Raw genomic sequence first — 19,412 nt, 5'->3', positions numbered from 1 at the left:
GGTGGGGAAGTGCGGAAGAGTTGCTGGCAAGGAGCCCCGGCCGTACCGGGTGCGCAGTGCCGCCCCAAGAAAGCGCACATCGCAAAGAGGCTTTCACCACCCGAGGACGGCGTGGGTAGTTGGGTTGGGGGGAATTGCTTGCGCCGGGTCGGGAAGCTGAATCGGGGAGGTAAGGGCGCGCCTGTTTGAGCGGCACGCTTATCGACTGTCCGGGGGACAGTCGATGCCGCGAGTTTGCGCGTCCGCCCCGATTCGGCTTTCCGGCCCGGGGGACCGGCGAAGGCCGGGCCCCAGCAAGCTCTGACCCCCAACCCAACTACCCACGGCGGCCGCGCAAGAACCCCCCACCGCAGGCAAGTACCCAAAAGCCAGCACCAAGACACCACCACCGCAAGCAAAACCTAAATCAACGCCGCCAGCTTCCGAACCTTCCGCGTCAACGCCCCGGTAGGACTCACGAACTCATCCAGAATCGTGAAATGGTTCAACCCCGGCAAACACGCAATATGCCCCGGAAGATGCGCCCGCGCCGCCTCGAACACCTCCGACTGCCGCTGCAACTCCGGCAGCTCCGCCCCGCCATACGCCAACACCAGCGGCTTCGAACTCAATGGCAAATGCAAGGGGCTCAGCGACCTTTCATCCGCTGGCGTCAACCGCAACTTGTCATTCAGATAATTCATCCGCACCGGCTCAAGATCATAGATCCCGCTGATCGCCAGTCCACTATGCACCCCCGGCTCATCCAGACACATCGCCGCCAGATGCCCGCCCGCTGACCAGCCCGACACGATCATATGTTCCGCATCGCCGCCAAACGTCGGTGCATGCTCGCCCAGCCACGCCACCGCCCGCCGGCACTCCGCCACGATCTGCGCCAGCGTCGCCTCGGGCGCCAGGGTATAGCCCACCATCGCTACATGGATCCCATGCGCCAGGGGCCCCGCCGCCAAGGCGCTGAACGTATCCTTGTGCCGCATCTGCCAATAGCCGCCATGAATGAAAATCAGCAGCGGACCCGGCCGGCCCGACGAAAAATAATCGATCCGGTTGCGCGGCGCCGGGCCATACGCCAGGTTCAGGTAATCCGGATACGCCGCCCGCAACTCCGCACTGCGCCGATCCAGGTCCGCCATCAGCACACTGCTGTTCGCCACGCCCTTGCTGTTGTCGTACGCCGCGTCCAGCTGCGCGCGGGTCATGCCGCGATAGATGGCGCTCATGACGGCACTCCCGCCGGCGCCGCCACCTCAATCGGCGCCCGGGTCGCCACATGGCTGCTCAGCCGCTGCGTAATGCTCCGCCGAACCTCATTGAAGCCGGGCTCCGATACCTCGCGCGGCCGCGGCAACAGCAAAGGAATATCTTCTTCGATCCGGCCCGGTCCGGCCGTCATCACCACCACCCGGTCCGACATCAGCACCGCTTCTTCCACGGCGTGCGTCACGAACACCACCGTCACCTTCGTGCGCGCCCAGATCTCCAGCAGGTCCTGCTGCAGCTTCTCGCGCGTCAACGCATCCAGCGCGCCGAACGGCTCGTCCATCAACAACACTTCGCAATCATTGGCCAGCACGCGGGCGATCGCCACCCGCTGCTTCATCCCGCCCGACAACTGCCCCGGGTAGTAATCGGCAAAAGCCGACAGGCCCACCATGTCGGTGTAGTGCGCAGCGATCTCGTCCAGCTTCGCCTTGGGAAGATGCCGCTGCTTCGGTCCGAAGCCGATGTTCTCCTTCACCGTCAGCCACGGAAACAGGCCATAGTCCTGGAAGACCATGCCCCGCTCCGGTCCGGGACCGGTGATCGGCGCGCCATACATGCTGACCTTGCCCGAGGAGGTCGTCTCGAAGCCGGCCATGATGCGCAGCAGCGTGGACTTGCCGCAGCCCGACGCGCCGATCAGGCACACGAACTCGCCCTTGTCGATCCGCAGGTCGACCGAGGCCAGGGCCTGGACGGTCTTGCCGCCTACTGAAAAACGTTTGCTCACACCCTCGATGGAAAGAATGGGCAGGGGCCGTCGGCGGAGGTCGCTGTCAGACATGATGTTGCGGACTCCATTTGAGCAATCGGTTGTTCACCATGACCAGCACGCGGTCGGTCAGGAAGCCGGCCAGGCCGATCACGATCATGCCGGCAATGACCAGGTCGGTCCGCGACAGCATGCGCCCGTCCATGATCACCGCGCCCAGTCCTTCGGGCACGCCGGTCATTTCGCCGACCACGATCAGGATCCACGCAAAGCCGTGGCCCAGACGCAAGCCGTTCAGGATCGACGGCAGCGCGGCCGGCAGCACCACCTGCCGGAACATGGCCGGGCCACTGCAGCCGAGCATGGCCGACGCCTCGAACAAGCGATGGTCCACGGCGCGCACACCGAATGTCGTGTTGAACACGATCGGATAGAACGCCCCCAGGAACACCAGGAAGATCGCGGCATTCGGGCCCAGGCCGAAAAAGATCATCGACAAGGGCAGCCACGCCGTGACCGGCACCGGCCGCAGCAACTGCAGCGTCGGGTCGACCACGTCGCGGACCAGCTTGATGCGGCCGATCAGCAGTCCCAGCGGAATGCCCACGATCGCCGCCGCAACAAAGCCGCCATAGACCCGCGTGACCGACTTCCATACATGCAGCGGCAGCGTTTCGCTGAACGCATCGTCGTACACCCCGCCTACCGTAAAGTCGACCAGCATGCGGGCGACGTCATAGGGCAGGGGGATCAACTGCGTGCGCGTCAACCGGACCGCCAGGTCCCAGGCAATCAACAGGCCGAGCGGCAGCAGCCACGGCGTCACGACGCGCCGCAGGGTGGCAGCCGCCGTCCGCCGCGTACCCGTCTCGACCACCGCGGCCTCGTCGCTATCGGGCAGGGGCAAGGCGCCTGCGGGAGGGGTCGGAAGGCTGGCCATTATTTCGTCGCCGCGACCTGCTGGATAAAGGTCGTATCAATGAACGTCGCGTAATTGGGCAACTGGCGAATCTGCTTCTTGTCCAGCATTTGCGCACCGTAGTACTTGGCTCGCGTCGTCCAGTCCTCGTCGATCTTCCAGGTCAGCTCCACGTTGGGCGCAGCCACTTCCACGACCTTGGCAGGAATGCCCAGCTTGGCGGACGACATCTCGATGAAGGCGGCGCGATTCGACATGGCATATTCCGTCGCCTTGCGATGGATCTCCAGGAACACCTTGATCAGTTCCGGCTTGGCCTTGACGGTCTCGGCATGCGTCGTCATGACCATGTTCACCGACCCGGTCGGCGTGTTGTACGGGAACTCGATGACCTTGCCGACCCCGCGTCCCACGCTGATCGACGGACCCGGCTCGGCGCCCACATAGGCATCGATGTCGCCGCGTTCCATGGCGGTGGGCATTTCGCTGAACGACAGGCGCACCGACTGTACGTCCTTGATCGTCATGCCTTCCTGCTTCAGGCGGTCCAGGAACACGACTTCCTGCGTCGAGCCCGGCAGGATGCCGATCTTCTTGCCCTTGAGCGTCTTGACAGAGTTGGCCGGCGCGTCGGCGCGGCCGACGATGGCCATGCCGCGGTTGCACTGCGCGCCAATGATGACGACGGGCTCGCCCGCCGCGCCGCCCAGGGTTGCGGCAGCCAGGCCGAACGCGCCAAAGTCCACGGAGCGCGTGACCACGGCATTCTTGCCGTCGGTGGGCGTCTCGAACGGGACGACCTCGATCTTGTAGCCGGGAGGCGTGAACTTCGCCCGAGATTCTGAAGGCCTATACCGAAGCCTTCGATCCGACCTTTCTGGGCTTGCGCGGCGACCTGGCCGAAACCAAGGCCACCGCCGATGCGTTCAAGGTGTTCTACCAGAAGGTGCCCACGGGCAGTTCCTACACCATGGACCACACGTCCTTGTCCTACGTGTTCGACCAGAAGGGCAAGCTGCGCCTCGCGCTGCGCCACGACCAGAGCGCGCAGGAATGCGCGTCGGACATCAAGACGCTGATGGCGACGGCGTAAGCGTTCAGCCCCGTCCCACCATCCGTTTGAGGCCCAGCCACTGCTGCGCAAAGAAGCCCTCGCCATAATCGCGGCCACCTTGCTCGGGCAACTGATCGCGAATGCCGGTGGCTTCGTAATTGCCGCCAAAGTGCGCCGTGCCGAACAGGATGTCCCAGATCGGGAAAAGGACCGCAAAGTTGTGCCCACCCAGGCGGCGGCCGCGTGACTCGTGGCCCAGTCCAATGGCGTGATGCAGGCGATGAAAGCGCGGACCCACGATCAGCTTTTCGCCGATCCTGCCAAAGCTGATCCGCACATTGGCATGCGAAAAGCTTTCGATCAGGTTGCTGATGGCAACGATCGCGATGAACTGGCCGGGCGCAACGCCAATCAGTTGCGACGCAATCACCAGCATCGTGTCATGCAGCAGGTCTTCCAGCAGATGGTTGCGATCGTCGCTCCACATCGTCATCTGGCGCTGGCTGTGATGCACGGAATGGAGCGCCCACAGCCACCGGTAGCTGTGCACGGCGCGGTGGAACAGGTAGCCCAGCAGGTCAAACAGCAGCAGGTACAGCAGCAGGCTGGCAATTGGCCCGTCGGTCACGCCGGGCCAGAGCTGATCCAGCTGGAACGACGACAGTCCCATCACGTGAAGACTGCCGAACATGGCGTTCCACAGCGGGTCGATCGCAAAGAACAAGGCGACCCGGAAGATGCCCAGCCGGTGGATGACCGTGTAGATCATGTCGAGCCGGATGCCGCGGTGGTCGGTCACCTGTTCGACCGGCTTCCAGCGCTGCATGGGCGCGATCACTGCGACCAGCACCACGATCTGGATCACGCCCACCAGCAGCCACATGGTGGCGTCGAAGGCGTCTTCGACAAGATTGCCCATGCCCATCGCGAACAGCAGGGGCTGGATGGCCGCTTCGAACAGCCATTGCTGGGCGGCGGCAAAAAGGTCAGTGATCGTGTCCATCGTCAACCGTTCGTCTTGAGCCACTCCCGATAGGCGGGATGGGTTTTCAGCGTGGCAAAACAAAAGCCCTTGTTCTTCAGGCCGACGATCAGGGGCTCGAGCACCGCAGGCGCCCAGGGGTCCTGACGCGACCAGATGCCCAGGTGCGCCAACAGAATATCGCCGGGCCGGATGCGTTGCAGGGCGCGGTCCAGCAAGGCTTGGTTCGGGTAGGCCTTGCTGGGCAACTCGTCGCCCAGAAAGCCCGCTTCGGCCCAGCCCACATGGCTGTAGCCGCAGGTCTTGGCCGCCGCCAGCAGCGCAGGCGACTGCTTGCCGCCCGGGGCGCGGAACAGCGGACTCAAAGTCTGGCCCGTCATCGCCTTGAAGCGGGTAGCGACCTTGTCCAGCTCGGCGCAATACTCGGCCGACGTCCACTGCCGGATCCGACCCGCGTTCGGCCCCGCGCTCGGCTTCATGCGAAACGTGCCGCCGGCCTGGTCGGCCAGCCAGTACACGTGATCATAGGTGTGCGAACCGAACATATGGCCTTCGGCCGCGCGCGCCTTCCACCACGGCGCCCACTGGTCATCCAGGCTGCCGCCCTCGGTCTTTGTGCGTTCGTTGGCCAGAAAAAACGTCACCTTCACGTCATTCCGTTTCAACACATCGGCGATCAGGGGCGCGACGCCCATGTGGCCGGTGTCGAAGGTCAGGTAGACCGACTTGTCGCAGTCGGCGGCGAACGCCGTGCTGGCCACCAGGCCGGTTGCGGCCAGCGCCAGGCTGACGCGCCTAACGCAGCGGTACATGGTCCAGCGTCCAGACGCCGTGCGGCGAACGGCCCACATTGACCTGGCGCACCACTTTCTTGGTTTCCAGGTCGATCACGGTCAGCTTCTTGGCCCAGCGCGACGTGACCAGCAGCGTCTTGCCATCGGCCAGCACGTCCATGCAATCGGGGCCGCCCGGCGCCGCGAAGGTATCCACCACCGTCTGGGTCTGCATGTCGATGCGGCTGATGCTGTTGGCCACCCGGTTGCTGACGAAAACGTGACGCTTGTCGCCCTGCGCGCGGAACGCATGCGCGCCGGCCGCCGTCTTGATCCTCTTGACCAGCTTGGCGGGGGACACCGTCAGGTCATAGACCTCGACGAAGCTGTCGCCCGTCAGGGCCAGGAACAGGAACTTGTCATCGGGCGACAGGAACAGATCCGCAGGCATCTTGCCCACCGGGATCGTCCACTTGGGCGTCTGCGTGGCCAGGTCGATCGCGATCATCTGGTCGCTGTCCTGCAGCGACACATACGCCGTCGTGCTCTTGCTGTCGGTGTTGATGTGGCTCGGTGTCTTGCCGGCGGGCACGCGCTTGGCCAGCTTCAGGTCGAAGCCGCCGGTCGGCAACGGCTGCCAGCGGTAGATATCGATATGGTCCAGACGGTTCGCCGCGGTAATGAACCACTTCATGTCCGGCGAAAAGCGAAGATGGTAGGGGTCCACGATACCGGTAATGGTGCGCTGGAACTTGCCGGTGCGCGGATCCACCAGCGTCAGCGAATCGCTCGACGCGTTCGCGACGATCACCGATTTTTCATCCGGTGTCAGATACAGGTGATGCGGTTCCTTGCCCGTCGGGATGCGGCCGGTCTCCTGGTAGGTCACCGGGTCGATCAGGCTCAGGTTCGCGTCAAGCGAATTCAGCACGATGATCGGGGCGGTGGGAGCGGGTTTGGTGGCAGGCGCGGCGGCCGGGGCGGGGACTGCGGCAGGGGCGGCGGCAAACGCGTTCAACGCGAAGGCGACACTGCTGAGCAGGGCAAAACGGGCAAGGTGCAGGCGTATCAACGTAACTCTCGAAGAACAGGGAATCTGACTGTCGCCGCGATTGTTGCACAGCCGACTGACGAAAACCTTGCACCTTTCCAACACTCGCGCGTAGAAACCGCGAAACCCGCATGGTAGCTGGGTTTCGCCGCTATCGGGCGTTACAAAATACCTGCCGTTCAGTGGTGCTGATGACCCCCGGCGGCCGGTTTGCCCTGGCTGTTGAAGTTGATGGCTTCGACCTTGAAATCGACCTTCACTTCGCCCGCTTTTTCAAACACCAGCGTCGCCGGAAAACTCGTGCCCTGTTTCAGCGGCGCCTTCAGCTGCATGAACATGATGTGATAGCCGCCCGGCGCAAACTCGACCGTCTTGCCGGCCGGCACCGCCACGCCTTCCACCTGGCGCATGCGCATGATGTTGTCTTTCATTTCCATGGTGTGAATCTCGGCCGTGGCCGACACGTCGGACCGCACGGCCAGCAATCTGTCGTCCTTGCCGCGATTGTCCAGCTTCAGAAAACCGCCGCCGGCCGGCTGGCCAGGTACGGTCGCGCGGGCCCACGGATGGCCGATGTCGATCTCGCCGGCCTTGTAGCCATGGGCGAAAGCGGAGGTGCTCAGGGTGCCCAGAAGAAGGGCAGTCAGGGTAAGGATACGCAGCGTCATGATCATCCTGGATGTCGAGAGGAGGGGGCAGGCGGCGGGGCCTGCGGGGGCTCGCAAAGGGAAGGGGACTCACGAGGAGTCGTTTCACCCTTGGGCTGGCGGGCCTCTGGACAGGAAGGACAGCAGGACGATGCCGGGCGTCGGCACATCGACGGCACGGCGTGCCAGCACGCAGGACAGGATGCGGGACGTGGCCGTCATTTCAGGCGCCGGCGGCAGAACGGCAGCCATGGCGCCTGCGATACAAAGCGGGCATAGCGCGGCTGTTGTGTCGTGCGACGGTGCGGGATTTCCGTCGGTCGACGCACTCGGCCCAACACCGCCAGGCACTGCCGAGCCTCGCAGCACGCTTTCCAACGGTGACCCGGGCGACAGGCAGAACGCGGCAGGCACGGTCGCCGAACCCGACGTTCGGGCGCCCGCCAGAGCGCCGTCGGCCAGTCTCCCGCCCGCCATCGCATGCGCGGCCGGCAGCAGCACGTGCATCAGCGCAGCCAGCAGTGCCAGCCATGCGACGCGGCGGACGTATGAAAGTGTCATGGGGCCGGCGTGTCGGAAGCTCTCGGGCGGACCGTTGCCGGGGTCAGAAGCTTTCGGTCGACGTGAAGAGGCCGACGCGCAGGCCTTCGGCGGTATAGATCTCGCGGCCATCGACGCTCATCGACCCGTCGGCGATGCCGAGCACCAGCGAACGATTGATCGTGCGTTTGATGTCGATGCGGTACGTGACCTTCTTGGCGGTGGGCAGCACCTGGCCAACAAACTTGACTTCGCCGGAGCCCAGCGCGCGGCCGCGCCCTGGATTGCCCTGCCAGCCCAAGTAGAAGCCCAGCAATTGCCACATCGCGTCCAGGCCCAGGCAGCCCGGCATGACCGGGTCGCCTTCGAAATGGCAGGCAAAGAACCACAGGTCCGGCGTGATATCGAGTTCGGCGACGATCTCGCCCTTGCCGTGCTTGCCGCCCTGGTCCGAAATCTGGACGATGCGGTCGATCATCAGCATATTGCCGGCGGGCAGTTGCGCATTGCCCGGCCCGAACAATTCGCCGCGGCTGCAGCTCAACAGTTCTTCGTGGGAATACGCGTTTTGTTTGAGATGAGGCATGAAGAAGTCTGGTAGTGGAAAAAGGTGGCCGCTCGAGCGGTCGCAGGCAAGGATGATAACCGCAAGGGCAGGGCACCCGCCTCGGGGCTGACCCGCGGACCCGCGTGGCGCCAAGGCAATCGCGGCATTGGAAACAAAAACAGGAGCTCGCTAGAGCTCCTGTTTCGGTACTGCCTGCAGTTTACCCCGGACTCGACCCAGGGGCCGAGCGGGGCGGTGACTGCATTAATCTTTCAGGTCAGCCGGCACCTTGCCGCCATTGGCGGCCAGCTTGTTCATGACCTGCTTGTGCAGCCAGATATTCATGGCAGCCGAATCCGATGTGTCGCCCGAATACTGCAGCTCCTGCGCCAGTTCCTTGCGCGATTGCAGGCTGCTGTCCAACTGCAGCAGCTTGAGCAGATCGACGATCGACGTGCGCCAGTTCAGCTTTTCGCCGGCCTGCTGCGCCTTGCCGTCCAGGATGGCTTCCACGTCGACCTGCGACATGGCGGCGGGGGCGGCCGCCGTGCCCGGTGCGGGCGATCCTACGGGTGCCGAACCGACCGGGGGCGCGCCAGCAGGCGCTGCGCCATCGGCGGGTTTGTCAGCTGCGTGCGACGAAGGAAAGATCTTGCTAAAGATGTTGCTCAGAATACCCATGGCTTGCCTCTTTGTTCTGGATGGAAAAGTCGGGAAAAAGTCGGCGACCCACAATTTGGATGAGTCGACTTGCGCTTCACCGAAACAGTAGGGCAAGGAACCTGACATAGGTGTGTGGATGTATTACGGATGGAAAGCCGCGGTACACCTTCGGCCAAAACAAAAAACCGGGCGCCACCCAAAGGTGACGCCCGGTTTTTTTCATTCTGGCTCCCCGACCTGGACTCGAACCAGGGACCTGCGGATTAACAGTCCGTCGCTCTACCGACTGAGCTATCAGGGAATTGTTTTGCTAAAAGCGATTTGCTTGAAGCAAGCCCGCTATTCTATATGAGTAAAAAGCGGGTTTGCAAGCGGGATTCCGTTTTCAAACCCATTTATTTGAGAACGGCAGCAATTCCGTCCGCCACCGCGTCGATATTGCGCGAGTTCAGCGCAGCGACGCAAATACGGCCGGTGCCAATGGCATAGACGGCGTGTTCTTCGCGCAAGCGATCGACCTGGTCGGCCGTCAGACCCGAATACGAAAACATGCCGCGTTGCTTCAACACAAAATCAAAGTTGCGTTCGACACCGCGATCCTTCAGTTTCTGAACCAGCGCCTTGCGCATGTCGCGGATACGATCGCGCATGCCGGCCAGTTCGGTTTCCCACTCGGCCCGCAATTCGGGCGTGCCAAGTACCTGCGCGACCACCGTGCCGCCGTGCGTGGGCGGGTTCGAGTAGTTGGTGCGGATGACCCGCTTCAACTGGCTCAGGACGCGCGCGCTTTCTTCGCGATTGGCGGCAACCAGGGTCAATGCACCCACCCGTTCGCCATACAGCGAGAACGACTTCGAGAACGACGAGCTGATCAGGAAGGTCAGGTTCGCATCGGCGAACAGGCGAACCGCCGCGGCGTCTGCGTCGATGCCGTCACCGAAGCCCTGGTACGCGATATCCAGGAAGGGGACCAGCCCGGTTTCCTTCACCGCGGCCACGACCTGATGCCACTGGTCGACCGTCAGGTCCACACCCGTCGGGTTGTGGCAGCAGGCGTGCAGCACGACCACGGTGTTCGCCGGGTAGCCGCGCAGCGCGGCGAGCATGCCGTCAAAATCCACGCCATGCGTTGCGGCGTCGTAGTAGGGGTAGTTGACGACTTCAAAACCAGCGCCTTCGAACAGCGCGCGATGGTTTTCCCAGCTGGGGTTGCTGATGGCGACCTTGGCGCCGGGCAGCAGCCGCTTCAGGAAGTCGGCGCCGACTTTCAATGCACCGGTGCCGCCCAGGCTTTGCGCCGTCAGCGCACGGCCTTCAGCGATCAGGGGCGAGTCGGCGCCCAGCAGCAACTTCTGAACGAGCTGGTTGTACGCGACGATGCCTTCGATCGGCAGGTACCCGCGCGCCGCAGCGGCCTCGATGCGCGCGAACTCCGCTTTGCGGACCGCGCCAAGAAGGGGGATCTTCCCTTCGTCGTTGTAGTACACGCCAACGCCGAGATTCACCTTGTTGCCACGGGTGTCAGCATTGAATTGTTCCGTCAGCCCGAGGATAGGGTCGCGGGGAGCCAGTTCTACGGCGGCGAAGAGCGAGGTCATGTAAAGCGTCCGTTGCGCGTGGGGTTGTCGTTGAAGAGGGCTACAGGGATAATGTCGGGTTGGTCGTTAGTCGTCAGCCGGCCGTGCAGTGTTCGATGCAGAAATTCAATGCAAAAAATCACCGCACTTGAAACTCGCAGCTTTGGCCCAAGTTTTAGCTTTGGCCCGAGTTTTAGCTTCGGCCCAAGTTTTAGCTTTGGCCCAAGTTTTAGCTTTGGCCCGAGTTTTAGCTTTGGCCCGAGTTCATTGAGTCAGCGAAGTCTGGCCCAAGTTCTGGCCAAGTTCGGTCCAAGTTCTATCGATACAGCCAGGTCAGCCAGAAGGGCATACCGGGCACTTGACCCGAACATGCCCCTTTCCGCTTTTCACTCGATCGGTCGGCACGACATGCACCGCATGCCTTGCCATCCGACGCATACACCTCTGGCTTGACGCGGTCGGGGAACTCCCACCCGTTTTTCCTGCCGAAGTTTTCCAGATGAAACAAGAGTCTAGCATGCACCCTGTGTCGCTCGAGAAAGCAAACGCCCTCGTTGAAGCCGGTTTTGATGTCGCCGAACCGCTGCCCGAGGCGCTTCCCGGCGTCGCTCCGGATGGCTCGGGTTTCGAGCCCGGCTTTGTCACGTACGACGGTAGTCCGTTCCAGCTGTACCAGCCCTACCGACCCGCCGGTGACCAGCCAACGGCGATCGACGGTTTGTGCCAGGGCATTGAAGACGGCCTGGTCTATCAGACCTTGCTGGGCGTAACGGGATCGGGCAAGACCTACACGATGGCGAACGTGATTGCCCGCATGGGCAAGCCGGCGCTCGTGCTTGCCCCAAACAAGACGCTGGCCGCCCAGTTGTACGCCGAAATGCGTGAGTTCTTTCCGCGCAATGCCGTCGAATATTTCGTGTCGTACTACGATTACTACCAGCCGGAAGCGTACGTACCGACCCGCGATCTGTTCATCGAAAAGGACTCGTCGATCAACGAGCACATCGAACAGATGCGCCTGTCGGCCACCAAGAGCCTGCTGGAGCGGCGCGACACGATCATCGTGGCCAGCGTCTCGTGCATCTACGGTATCGGCAACCCGAGCGATTACCACTCGATGGTCATGCTGCTGCGCACCGGCGACAAGCTGGGGCAGCGCGAGATCATCGGCCGTCTCGTGGCCATGCAGTACACACGCAACGATACCGATTTCACGCGCGGCGCCTTCCGGGTGCGCGGCGAACTGATCGACATCTTTCCGGCCGAACACGCCGAACTGGCGCTGCGCGTCACGCTGTTCGACGATGAGATCGAGACCCTGGAGCTGTTCGACCCGCTGACCGGCCGCGTCCGCCAGAAGATTCCGCGCTTCACGGTGTTTCCTGGCTCGCATTACGTCACTCCGCGGGCGACCGTCGTCAATGCCATCGAGACGATCAAGGCCGAGTTGCGCGAGCGCTCGAAGCAGTTCGTGGACGCTGGCCAGCTGATCGAAGCGCAGCGCATTGAACAGCGGACCCGATTCGACCTGGAAATGCTGCAGGAGCTTGGCTTCTGCAAGGGCATCGAGAACTACTCGCGGCACATGTCGGGGGCCCGGCCGGGCGATCCACCGCCCACGCTGATCGACTACCTGCCGCAGGACGCGCTCATGATCATCGACGAAAGCCACGTCACGATCGGGCAGGTGGGCGCCATGTACAAGGGCGACCGTTCGCGCAAGGAAACGCTGGTGAATTACGGCTTCCGGCTGCCCTCGGCCATGGACAATCGGCCGCTGAAGTTCGAAGAGTTCGAAGGCAAGATGCGCCAGACGATCTTCGTGTCGGCCACACCGTCGAACTATGAGAAAGAACACGCCGACAACATCGTGGAACAGGTGGTGCGGCCAACCGGACTGGTCGATCCGATCGTGGAAGTGCGGCCGGCGCTGAACCAGGTGGACGATGTGCTGGGCGAGATCCATGCGCGCGTTGCGCAGGGCGACCGGGTGCTGATCACCACGCTGACCAAGCGGATGGCGGAAGACCTGACCGACTTCCTGGGCGAGCACGGCGTCAAGGTGCGGTATCTGCACTCGGACATCGACACGGTGGAACGGGTGGAAATCCTGCGTGACTTGCGCCTGGGCACGTTCGATGTGCTGGTGGGTATCAACCTGCTGCGCGAAGGCCTGGACATTCCCGAAGTCTCCCTGGTTGCCATCCTGGATGCCGACAAGGAAGGCTTCCTGCGCTCGGAACGCAGCTTGATCCAGACCATCGGCCGGGCGGCGCGCAACCTCAATGGCCGCGCCATTCTGTATGCGGATCGGATGACGGACTCGATGGAACGCGCCATCGGCGAGACCCAGCGCCGGCGCGAGAGACAGATTCTGTTCAACACCGAGCACGGCATCATTCCGCGCGGCGTCAAGAAGGAAGTGCGCGACCTGATCGATGGCGTGTATGCGCCCAATGGCGATCAGGAGGCCTTGAAACTGTCGGTGGAAGCCGCCAAATTCGAAGCCATGGGCGAAAAGCAGATCAGCAAGGAGATCAAACGCCTTGAGAAAGCGATGCTCGAGCACGCGCGCAACCTGGAATTTGAAAAGGCGGCTCAGGCACGCGACCAGTTGATGACGCTCAAACAGCGTTTGTTCGGGGCGTCAGGCACGCAGGCCGATGCCGAAGCCATGGGCAGCGGGGCGGTTTGAAGCTCAATTACGGGACGTGGTCCGATTCGTGCTGACACCCTCGCCAACGGCATGCTGCGACGCAGTTTTCGAGTGCACCGTAGTGGTGCAGTGCGATTAGGCGGAATTCGTACACGGCATGTACCAGACTTGTGCATGACGCTATGGAAAATAGCTATTTCGTCCATAAAAAGTGCGCAAGTCTTTGATTTTCCTGGATTTTTCGTCGCTTCGGCGTTTTGCACGCTTTTAAAAAAAGCTTGAACTGAGCGGGGTTTTCCCGCACACTTTCGGACATGATGACGAAGGTACTCTTTGTGTGCATGGGCAACATCTGCCGCTCGCCGAGCGCAGAGGGCGTGTTTCGCCGTTTGGTGAAAGATGCCGGTCTTTCAGACGTTGTCCGAATCGAATCGGCCAGCACCCACGCTTTCCACATTGGAGAGCCGCCTGATGCACGGGCGCAAGCTGCAGCCCGCAAACGCGGTTATGACATTACGGATTTTCGTGCGCGACAGATTCGCCCCGACGACTTCCGCGAATTCGACATGATCCTGGCAATGGATTGGGACAACCTGGCGCTCTTGCAGCAGCAGGCTCCAAAGCAGTATCAGCACAAACTGATGCTGTTGATGCGCTTTGCCAATGAATACGAAGAAGCCACCGTGCCTGATCCGTACTACGGCGGCCCGGAAGGTTTTGCAAAGGTGCTCGATTATATCGAAGACGCCTGCCAGGGCCTGCTCGAAGTCGTTCGCAAGCGCGCAACCCAGTATCAGGCTGCCTGATCCGGGCCATTCCCCTTCAGACTGTTTGTCCAGGCTGCCGTCCGTTTGTCCAGCATTCGACACCGCGTATCGACGCGGTGTTTTTACGTCTGGACCACGGCCGGCGGTGCCCTCCAGCGCATCCCTACACGTAATCCCTAGCAAATCGTTCGGGAATTAGGTATACTTGACCAAATCGTTAGGGATTGGCGCCGGAGCAGATTGACTCGGCTCCTGATTGAAGAGTGCACCAGTCCCTGCGCGCGAAGGATAGACTTCAGGGGTCCTGGATGCGACTTACTACCAAAGGGCGTTTCGCCGTCACGGCAATGATCGACTTGGCCTTGCGCCAGCACAGCGGACCCGTCACCTTGTCCGCGATCAGCCAACGGCAGAACATCTCTCTCTCTTACCTCGAACAGCTGTTCGGGAAGCTGCGCCGGCACGAGCTGGTCGACAGTATGCGCGGGCCGGGCGGCGGGTACTCCCTTGCCAAGCTGGCGCGCCACGTCACCGTTGCCGACATCATTTTCGCCGTGGATGAACCGCTCGACGCGACCGACTGCGGCGGCAAGCAGGACTGTACCCGCGGCAATGATGGCAAGTCGGGCAAGTGCATGACCCACGAACTCTGGGCCACGCTCAACCGCAAGATGGTGGAGTACCTCGACTCCGTGTCGCTGCAGGATCTGGTTGATCAGCAGCGCATGCGCGAACTGCACGAGGCCAACGCGGCCAAATCCGTGCTGCTCGATCGTCGCACGGGCGCGCCCACCGAATCCACTGCCGCGCTGTAAGCGCACCCTCCCTGCAAAGGCAAGGGTTACGAACAAGGTAAAGACGTCATGATCAAAACACCGGTATATCTCGATTACTCCGCAACGACGCCCGTGGACCCCCGAGTGGTCGACGCCATGGTGCCCTGGTTGTACGAACACTTCGGCAATCCCGCATCGCGCAGCCACTCGATCGGCTGGGAAGCGGAACAGGCCGTGGAAAATGCACGCAAGCAGGTGGCCGACCTGGCCAATGCCGACCCGCGTGAAATCGTCTGGACGTCGGGCGCAACCGAATCGATCAATCTGGCCCTGAAGGGCGCGGCGCATTTCTACAAAGAGCGCGGCAAGCACATCATTACGCTCAAGACCGAGCACAAGGCGACGCTGGACACCTGTCGCGAACTGGAACGCCAGGGCTTTGAGGTCACCTATCTCGACGTGCAGGAAAACGGTCTGCTCGACATCGAATCGTTCAAGGCCGCGTTGCGTCCGGACACGATCCTGGTGTCGGTCCTGTTCGTGAACAACGAGATCGGCGTGATCCAGGACGTCGCCCAGATTGGCGAGATCTGCCGCAGCAAAGGCATCGTGTTCCACGTGGACGCGGCCCAGGCGTCGGGCAAGATCCAGATCGATCTGCAGACGCTCAAGGTCGACCTGATGTCGTTCTGCGCGCACAAGACGTATGGTCCGAAGGGCATTGGCGCGCTGTACATCCGCCGCAAGCCGCGCATCCGTATCGAAGCGCAGATCCACGGTGGCGGTCATGAACGCGGTTTCCGTTCGGGCACGCTGGCCACGCACCAGATCGTCGGCATGGGTGAATGTTTCCGCCTTGCCAAGGAAGAGATGGCTGTCGACAGCGATCGGGTCAGGATGTTGCGCGACCGTCTGTGGGCAGGCCTGTCGACCATCGAAGAGGTCTACCTCAATGGCGACATGGAGCAGCGCGTTCCGCACAACCTGAACGTCAGCTTCAACTATGTCGAAGGCGAGTCGCTCATCATGGCCGTGAAGGACATTGCGGTGTCGAGTGGTTCGGCCTGCACGTCCGCCAGCCTGGAACCGTCGTATGTGTTGCGCGCCCTGGGCCGCAGCGACGAGCTGGCGCATAGCTCGATCCGTTTCACGATCGGCCGTTTCACGACGGTTGAAGACATCGATTTCACTATCGAATTGCTGCGCAGCAAGGTTGGCAAGCTGCGCGAAATGTCGCCCCTCTGGGAAATGGCCCAGGAAGGCATCGACCTCAATTCGGTGCAGTGGGCTGCACACTGATCTAGGAGATTCATCATGGCATATAGCGAAAAAGTCATCGATCACTACGAAAACCCCCGCAACGTTGGCGGTTTCGAGAAGGGCGACGCCTCGGTTGGAACCGGCATGGTCGGTGCACCTGCCTGTGGCGACGTCATGAAGTTGCAGATCCGGGTCAACGAAGCCGGCATCATCGAAGATGCCAAATTCAAGACCTACGGCTGCGGTTCGGCTATTGCGTCCAGCTCGCTCGTCACAGAGTGGGTCAAGGGCAAGACCTTGGACCAGGCCATGGAGATCCGCAACACCCACATCGCGCAGGAACTGGCCTTGCCGCCGGTAAAGATCCACTGCTCGATCCTGGCCGAAGACGCCATCAAGGCGGCGGTCGAAGACTACCGTACCAAGCACGGTACGAACTGATAGGTGAGGAAGCCATGTCGGTATTGCTGACCGAAAGCGCAGCCCGTCACGTAAGCCGTTATCTGCAGAAACGCGGTAAGGGCATCGGGCTGCGGCTGGGCGTGCGTACCACCGGGTGTTCGGGCCTGGCTTACAAGCTCGAGTATGTGGATGAAAGTGCGCCCGAAGACCAGGTGTTCGAAAGCCTGGGCGTGAAGGTGTTTGTCGATCCGAAAAGCATGCCGTATCTTGCAGGTGTCGAGCTTGACTACACGCGGGAAGGCCTCAACGAGGGCTTTAAATTCAACAACCCGAACGAGAAGGCATCCTGCGGCTGCGGTGAGTCGTTCACCGTCTGATGCAGACCGACCCGGATCACTTCGAGTTGCTGGGCGTGCCCGCAACCTTCGCGTTGGACCGGGCCGCACTCGACGCCGCCTGGCGCGATGTGCAGGCAAGGGTGCACCCCGACCGTCACGCCTCGGGCACCGCGCAGGAAAGGCGTGTGGCCATGCAGTGGGCGTCGCGGGCCAATGAGGCCTACCGCACGCTGCGCGCGCCCCTGTCCCGCGCACGCTACCTGTGCGAGCGCGCTGGCGTCGACCTCCAGGTCGAAACCAACACCGCCATGTCCACCGGTTTTCTGATGCAGCAGATGGAATGGCGGGAAGCCCTGGACGATGCGCGCGCATCGCGCAACCAGGACGCTTTGGACCTGCTTGCCGCCGAATTGACCGCCGAACGCGATACGATGGCTCGTCGAGTCGACGAACTGCTTGATGTCGAGCACGACTACGTCACCGCCGCCGCGCGGGTGCGCGAGTGGATGTTCATAGAAAAATTTTCCGAAGAGATCGAAGCGGTTGCCGATGCTCTTGCGGATTCACACTGAGAAGAACGTAAACGCATGGCGCTTTTGCAGATAGCCGAACCTGGCATGTCCGAAGCTCCCCACCAGCGCAGGCTGGCGGTGGGCATTGACCTTGGGACCACCAACTCGCTTGTGGCCTCGGTACGCAATGGCGTGGCCGAAGTGCTGCGCGACGAGGCAGGCGAAGCCCTGCTGCCGTCGGCCGTACGCTATCTGCCTGACGGCGCCGTGCAGATCGGGCGCAAGGCGCTTGCCGCGCAAACGATCGATCCGCACAACACGCTGGTGTCGGTCAAACGGTTCATGGGGCGGGGCCTGGCCGACGCGCACAAGCTGAACGTGCCCTACGATTTCATCGACGCCCCAGGCATGGTCAGGATCCGCACGGTGCAGGGCGATAAGAGCCCGGTCGAAGTCTCGGCGCAAATCCTGGCCAAGTTGCGTCAGCAGGGTGAAGACGTGCTGGGCGACGATCTGGTCGGCGCGGTGATCACGGTGCCTGCCTATTTCGACGACGCGCAGCGGCAGGCCACGAAAGACGCGGCCAAGCTGGCGGGCCTGAATGTGCTGCGGCTGCTGAACGAGCCGACTGCGGCGGCGATCGCCTACGGGCTGGATAACGCCGCCGAAGGGCTGTATGCCGTGTACGACCTGGGTGGTGGCACCTTCGATATCTCGGTCCTGCGCCTGTCGCAAGGCGTGTTCGAAGTCATCGCCACCGGCGGCGACACCGCGCTGGGCGGCGACGATTTCGACGCGGCCATCGTCACCTGGATGTCCGAGAACTGGCATCTGACCGCATTGATTCCCGAAGACCAGCGGGCGCTGCTCGTTGCTGCGCGCACCTTGCGCGAAGCGCTGTCCTCGGCGGAGCAGGCCGACATCAGCTTGACCCTGTCCACCGGCTATTCCCTGGCCGTGCAGCTGACGCGCGAGCGGTTCGAGGCGCTGGCCCAGCCGCTGGTTGCCCGCACGTTGACGAGCGCCAAACGCGCCCTGCGCGATGCCGACCTGACGGTCGCCGACGTGAAGGGTGTGGTCATGGTGGGCGGCGCGACGCGTATGCCCATCGTGCAGCGCAAGGTCGGAGAGCTGTTCGGCACGACACCGCTGACCAATCTGGACCCCGATCAGGTGGTGGCGCTTGGCGCCGCCATGCAGGCCAACCTGCTCGCGGGCAACCGCGCGGCGGGCGACGAATGGCTGCTGCTGGACGTGATCCCCCTGTCGCTCGGGCTCGAAACCATGGGTGGGCTGGTCGAACGCGTCATCTCGCGCAACAGCACCATTCCCGTGGCCCGCGCCCAGGAGTTCACCACGTTCAAGGACGGCCAGACGGCCATGGCCATCCATGTGCTCCAGGGCGAACGCGAACTGGTGACCGATTGCCGCTCGCTTGGCCGGTTCGAGCTGCGCGGCATTCCGCCCATGGTGGCCGGCGCCGCCCGCATTCGCGTGACGTTCCAGGTTGATGCCGATGGACTGCTCGGTGTGACGGCGCGCGAACTGAGCGCGGGCGTGGAAGCGTCGATTTCGGTCAAGCCGTCGTACGGCCTGAGCGACGATGAAGTGGCCGCCATGCTGGCCGACGGCATGAACAGCGCCGACACCGACATGCAGGCGCGCAGTCTGCGCGAGCAGCAGGTCGAGGCCATGCGCCTGGTGGAATCGGTACGCGCGGCGCTGGCGGCCGACGCGGATCTGCTTGACGCCGAGTCGCTCGCCACCATCCACACACGCCTTGACGAAGCCGAACAGGCATCGCGCCAGGCGGACAGCGATGCCGTCCGCGCCGCCGTCGATGCGTTGTCCGCCAGTACCGAAGATTTTGCCGCCCGCCGCATGGATCGCAGCATCCGCGCCGCGCTCGCTGGCCGTCGTATCGACGAAGTCGTTTGATTCCACGGCGTGATCGCGTTGCCCCTTCGGGCGAC

General features: G+C 62.7%; 19 protein-coding genes, 1 tRNA gene and 2 pseudogenes. 9 read left to right on the top strand and 13 right to left on the bottom strand.

Going from position 1 to position 19,412, the window contains the following annotated elements; translation table 11 throughout:
* Nucleotides 1-401: 401 nt before the first annotated feature.
* From IE116_RS05080 to IE116_RS05065, 4 genes and pseudogenes are all read right to left on the bottom strand, one after another.
* Complete coding sequence (locus IE116_RS05080; RefSeq protein WP_189610347.1) at nt 402-1,223, bottom strand: alpha/beta hydrolase; 822 nt, start codon at nt 1,221-1,223, stop codon at nt 402-404.
* Nucleotides 1,220-2,047 carry an ABC transporter ATP-binding protein gene (locus tag IE116_RS05075; protein WP_189610345.1) on the bottom strand — a complete coding sequence of 276 codons (828 nt, stop codon included), beginning with the start codon at nt 2,045-2,047 and terminating at the stop codon, nt 1,220-1,222. The genes IE116_RS05080 and IE116_RS05075 overlap by 4 nt, the downstream gene beginning before the upstream one ends.
* Nucleotides 2,040-2,915 carry an ABC transporter permease gene (locus IE116_RS05070; protein ID WP_189610343.1) on the bottom strand — a complete coding sequence of 292 codons (876 nt, stop codon included), beginning with the start codon at nt 2,913-2,915 and terminating at the stop codon, nt 2,040-2,042. The genes IE116_RS05075 and IE116_RS05070 overlap by 8 nt, the downstream gene beginning before the upstream one ends.
* Nucleotides 2,915-3,706 (bottom strand): annotated as a pseudogene (locus tag IE116_RS05065) (ABC transporter substrate-binding protein); the annotation flags it as partial. The pseudogene IE116_RS05065 and the gene IE116_RS05070, both read right to left, overlap by 1 nt.
* 17 nt (nt 3,707-3,723) lie before the next feature.
* Between IE116_RS05065 and IE116_RS05060 the strand changes: the two are divergent.
* Nucleotides 3,724-3,987: pseudogene (locus IE116_RS05060) on the top strand (SCO family protein); the annotation flags it as partial.
* Nucleotides 3,988-3,991: 4 nt separating this feature from the next.
* Here the strand turns inward: IE116_RS05060 and IE116_RS05055 are convergent.
* The 9 genes from IE116_RS05055 to IE116_RS05015 all read right to left on the bottom strand — a co-directional run bounded on the left by IE116_RS05055 (nt 3,992) and on the right by IE116_RS05015 (nt 10,749).
* On the bottom strand, nt 3,992-4,951 hold the full coding sequence (locus IE116_RS05055) for a sterol desaturase family protein (protein ID WP_189610341.1): 960 nt from the start codon (nt 4,949-4,951) through the stop codon (nt 3,992-3,994).
* Nucleotides 4,952-4,953: 2 nt separating this feature from the next.
* Nucleotides 4,954-5,742, bottom strand: a complete 789-nt coding sequence (locus tag IE116_RS05050; RefSeq protein ID WP_189610340.1) for a polysaccharide deacetylase family protein — start codon at nt 5,740-5,742, stop codon at nt 4,954-4,956.
* Nucleotides 5,726-6,766, bottom strand: a complete 1,041-nt coding sequence (locus IE116_RS05045) for a YncE family protein (RefSeq protein ID WP_373303035.1) — start codon at nt 6,764-6,766, stop codon at nt 5,726-5,728. The genes IE116_RS05050 and IE116_RS05045 overlap by 17 nt, the downstream gene beginning before the upstream one ends.
* Before the next feature lie 167 nt (nt 6,767-6,933).
* The gene (locus tag IE116_RS05040) at nt 6,934-7,422 is read right to left on the bottom strand and encodes a copper chaperone PCu(A)C (protein WP_229828004.1); all 489 of its coding nucleotides are present in this window, start codon (nt 7,420-7,422) and stop codon (nt 6,934-6,936) included.
* 84 nt (nt 7,423-7,506) lie between these two features.
* Entirely contained in the window at nt 7,507-7,962 is a 456-nt protein-coding gene (locus tag IE116_RS05035; protein WP_189610334.1) for a DUF2946 family protein, read from the bottom strand.
* Nucleotides 7,963-8,005: 43 nt separating this feature from the next.
* Nucleotides 8,006-8,527, bottom strand: a complete 522-nt coding sequence (fabA, locus tag IE116_RS05030) for a 3-hydroxyacyl-[acyl-carrier-protein] dehydratase FabA (RefSeq protein ID WP_189610332.1) — start codon at nt 8,525-8,527, stop codon at nt 8,006-8,008.
* 225 nt (nt 8,528-8,752) lie between these two features.
* Nucleotides 8,753-9,169 carry a DUF3597 domain-containing protein gene (locus IE116_RS05025; protein ID WP_189610330.1) on the bottom strand — a complete coding sequence of 139 codons (417 nt, stop codon included), beginning with the start codon at nt 9,167-9,169 and terminating at the stop codon, nt 8,753-8,755.
* Between the two features lie 207 nt (nt 9,170-9,376).
* Nucleotides 9,377-9,452: transfer RNA gene (locus tag IE116_RS05020), tRNA-Asn, on the bottom strand.
* Between the two features lie 94 nt (nt 9,453-9,546).
* Entirely contained in the window at nt 9,547-10,749 is a 1,203-nt protein-coding gene (locus tag IE116_RS05015; protein WP_189610328.1) for an amino acid aminotransferase, read from the bottom strand.
* A 496-nt stretch (nt 10,750-11,245) separates the two neighbouring features.
* Between IE116_RS05015 and uvrB the strand changes: the two genes are divergently transcribed.
* From uvrB to hscA, 8 genes are all read left to right on the top strand, one after another.
* On the top strand, nt 11,246-13,423 hold the full coding sequence (gene uvrB, locus IE116_RS05010) for an excinuclease ABC subunit UvrB (protein ID WP_189610324.1): 2,178 nt from the start codon (nt 11,246-11,248) through the stop codon (nt 13,421-13,423).
* Nucleotides 13,424-13,698: 275 nt separating this feature from the next.
* Complete coding sequence (locus IE116_RS05005) at nt 13,699-14,190, top strand: low molecular weight protein-tyrosine-phosphatase (protein ID WP_179587482.1); 492 nt, start codon at nt 13,699-13,701, stop codon at nt 14,188-14,190.
* A gap of 269 nt (nt 14,191-14,459) precedes the next feature.
* Nucleotides 14,460-14,966 carry a Fe-S cluster assembly transcription factor gene (locus tag IE116_RS05000; protein WP_179587483.1) on the top strand — a complete coding sequence of 169 codons (507 nt, stop codon included), beginning with the start codon at nt 14,460-14,462 and terminating at the stop codon, nt 14,964-14,966.
* Nucleotides 14,967-15,014: 48 nt separating this feature from the next.
* Nucleotides 15,015-16,226, top strand: coding sequence for an IscS subfamily cysteine desulfurase (locus IE116_RS04995; protein ID WP_189610322.1), 1,212 nt, complete (start codon nt 15,015-15,017; stop codon nt 16,224-16,226).
* 15 nt (nt 16,227-16,241) lie between these two features.
* Nucleotides 16,242-16,628: a Fe-S cluster assembly scaffold IscU gene (gene iscU / locus IE116_RS04990; protein ID WP_189610320.1), complete on the top strand. Its 387-nt coding sequence runs from the start codon at nt 16,242-16,244 to the stop codon at nt 16,626-16,628.
* 14 nt (nt 16,629-16,642) lie between these two features.
* The gene (gene iscA, locus IE116_RS04985; RefSeq protein WP_189610318.1) at nt 16,643-16,966 is read left to right on the top strand and encodes an iron-sulfur cluster assembly protein IscA; all 324 of its coding nucleotides are present in this window, start codon (nt 16,643-16,645) and stop codon (nt 16,964-16,966) included.
* Nucleotides 16,966-17,499 (top strand): Fe-S protein assembly co-chaperone HscB, encoded by a 534-nt coding sequence (gene hscB, locus IE116_RS04980; RefSeq protein ID WP_189610316.1) that lies wholly within the window; start codon nt 16,966-16,968, stop codon nt 17,497-17,499. The genes iscA and hscB overlap by 1 nt, the downstream gene beginning before the upstream one ends.
* 15 nt (nt 17,500-17,514) lie before the next feature.
* A complete protein-coding gene (gene hscA, locus IE116_RS04975) occupies nt 17,515-19,377 on the top strand; it encodes a Fe-S protein assembly chaperone HscA (RefSeq protein ID WP_189610313.1) in 1,863 nt (620 codons plus the stop codon).
* The last annotated feature ends 35 nt before the right edge of the window (nt 19,378-19,412 follow it).

It is taken from the genome of Pigmentiphaga litoralis (genome assembly GCF_014651835.1).
Classification (GTDB): domain Bacteria; phylum Pseudomonadota; class Gammaproteobacteria; order Burkholderiales; family Burkholderiaceae_B; genus Pigmentiphaga; species Pigmentiphaga litoralis.
Note: the sequence above shows the minus strand (reverse complement) of the source record. Positions and strands in the feature narration are given on the sequence as shown.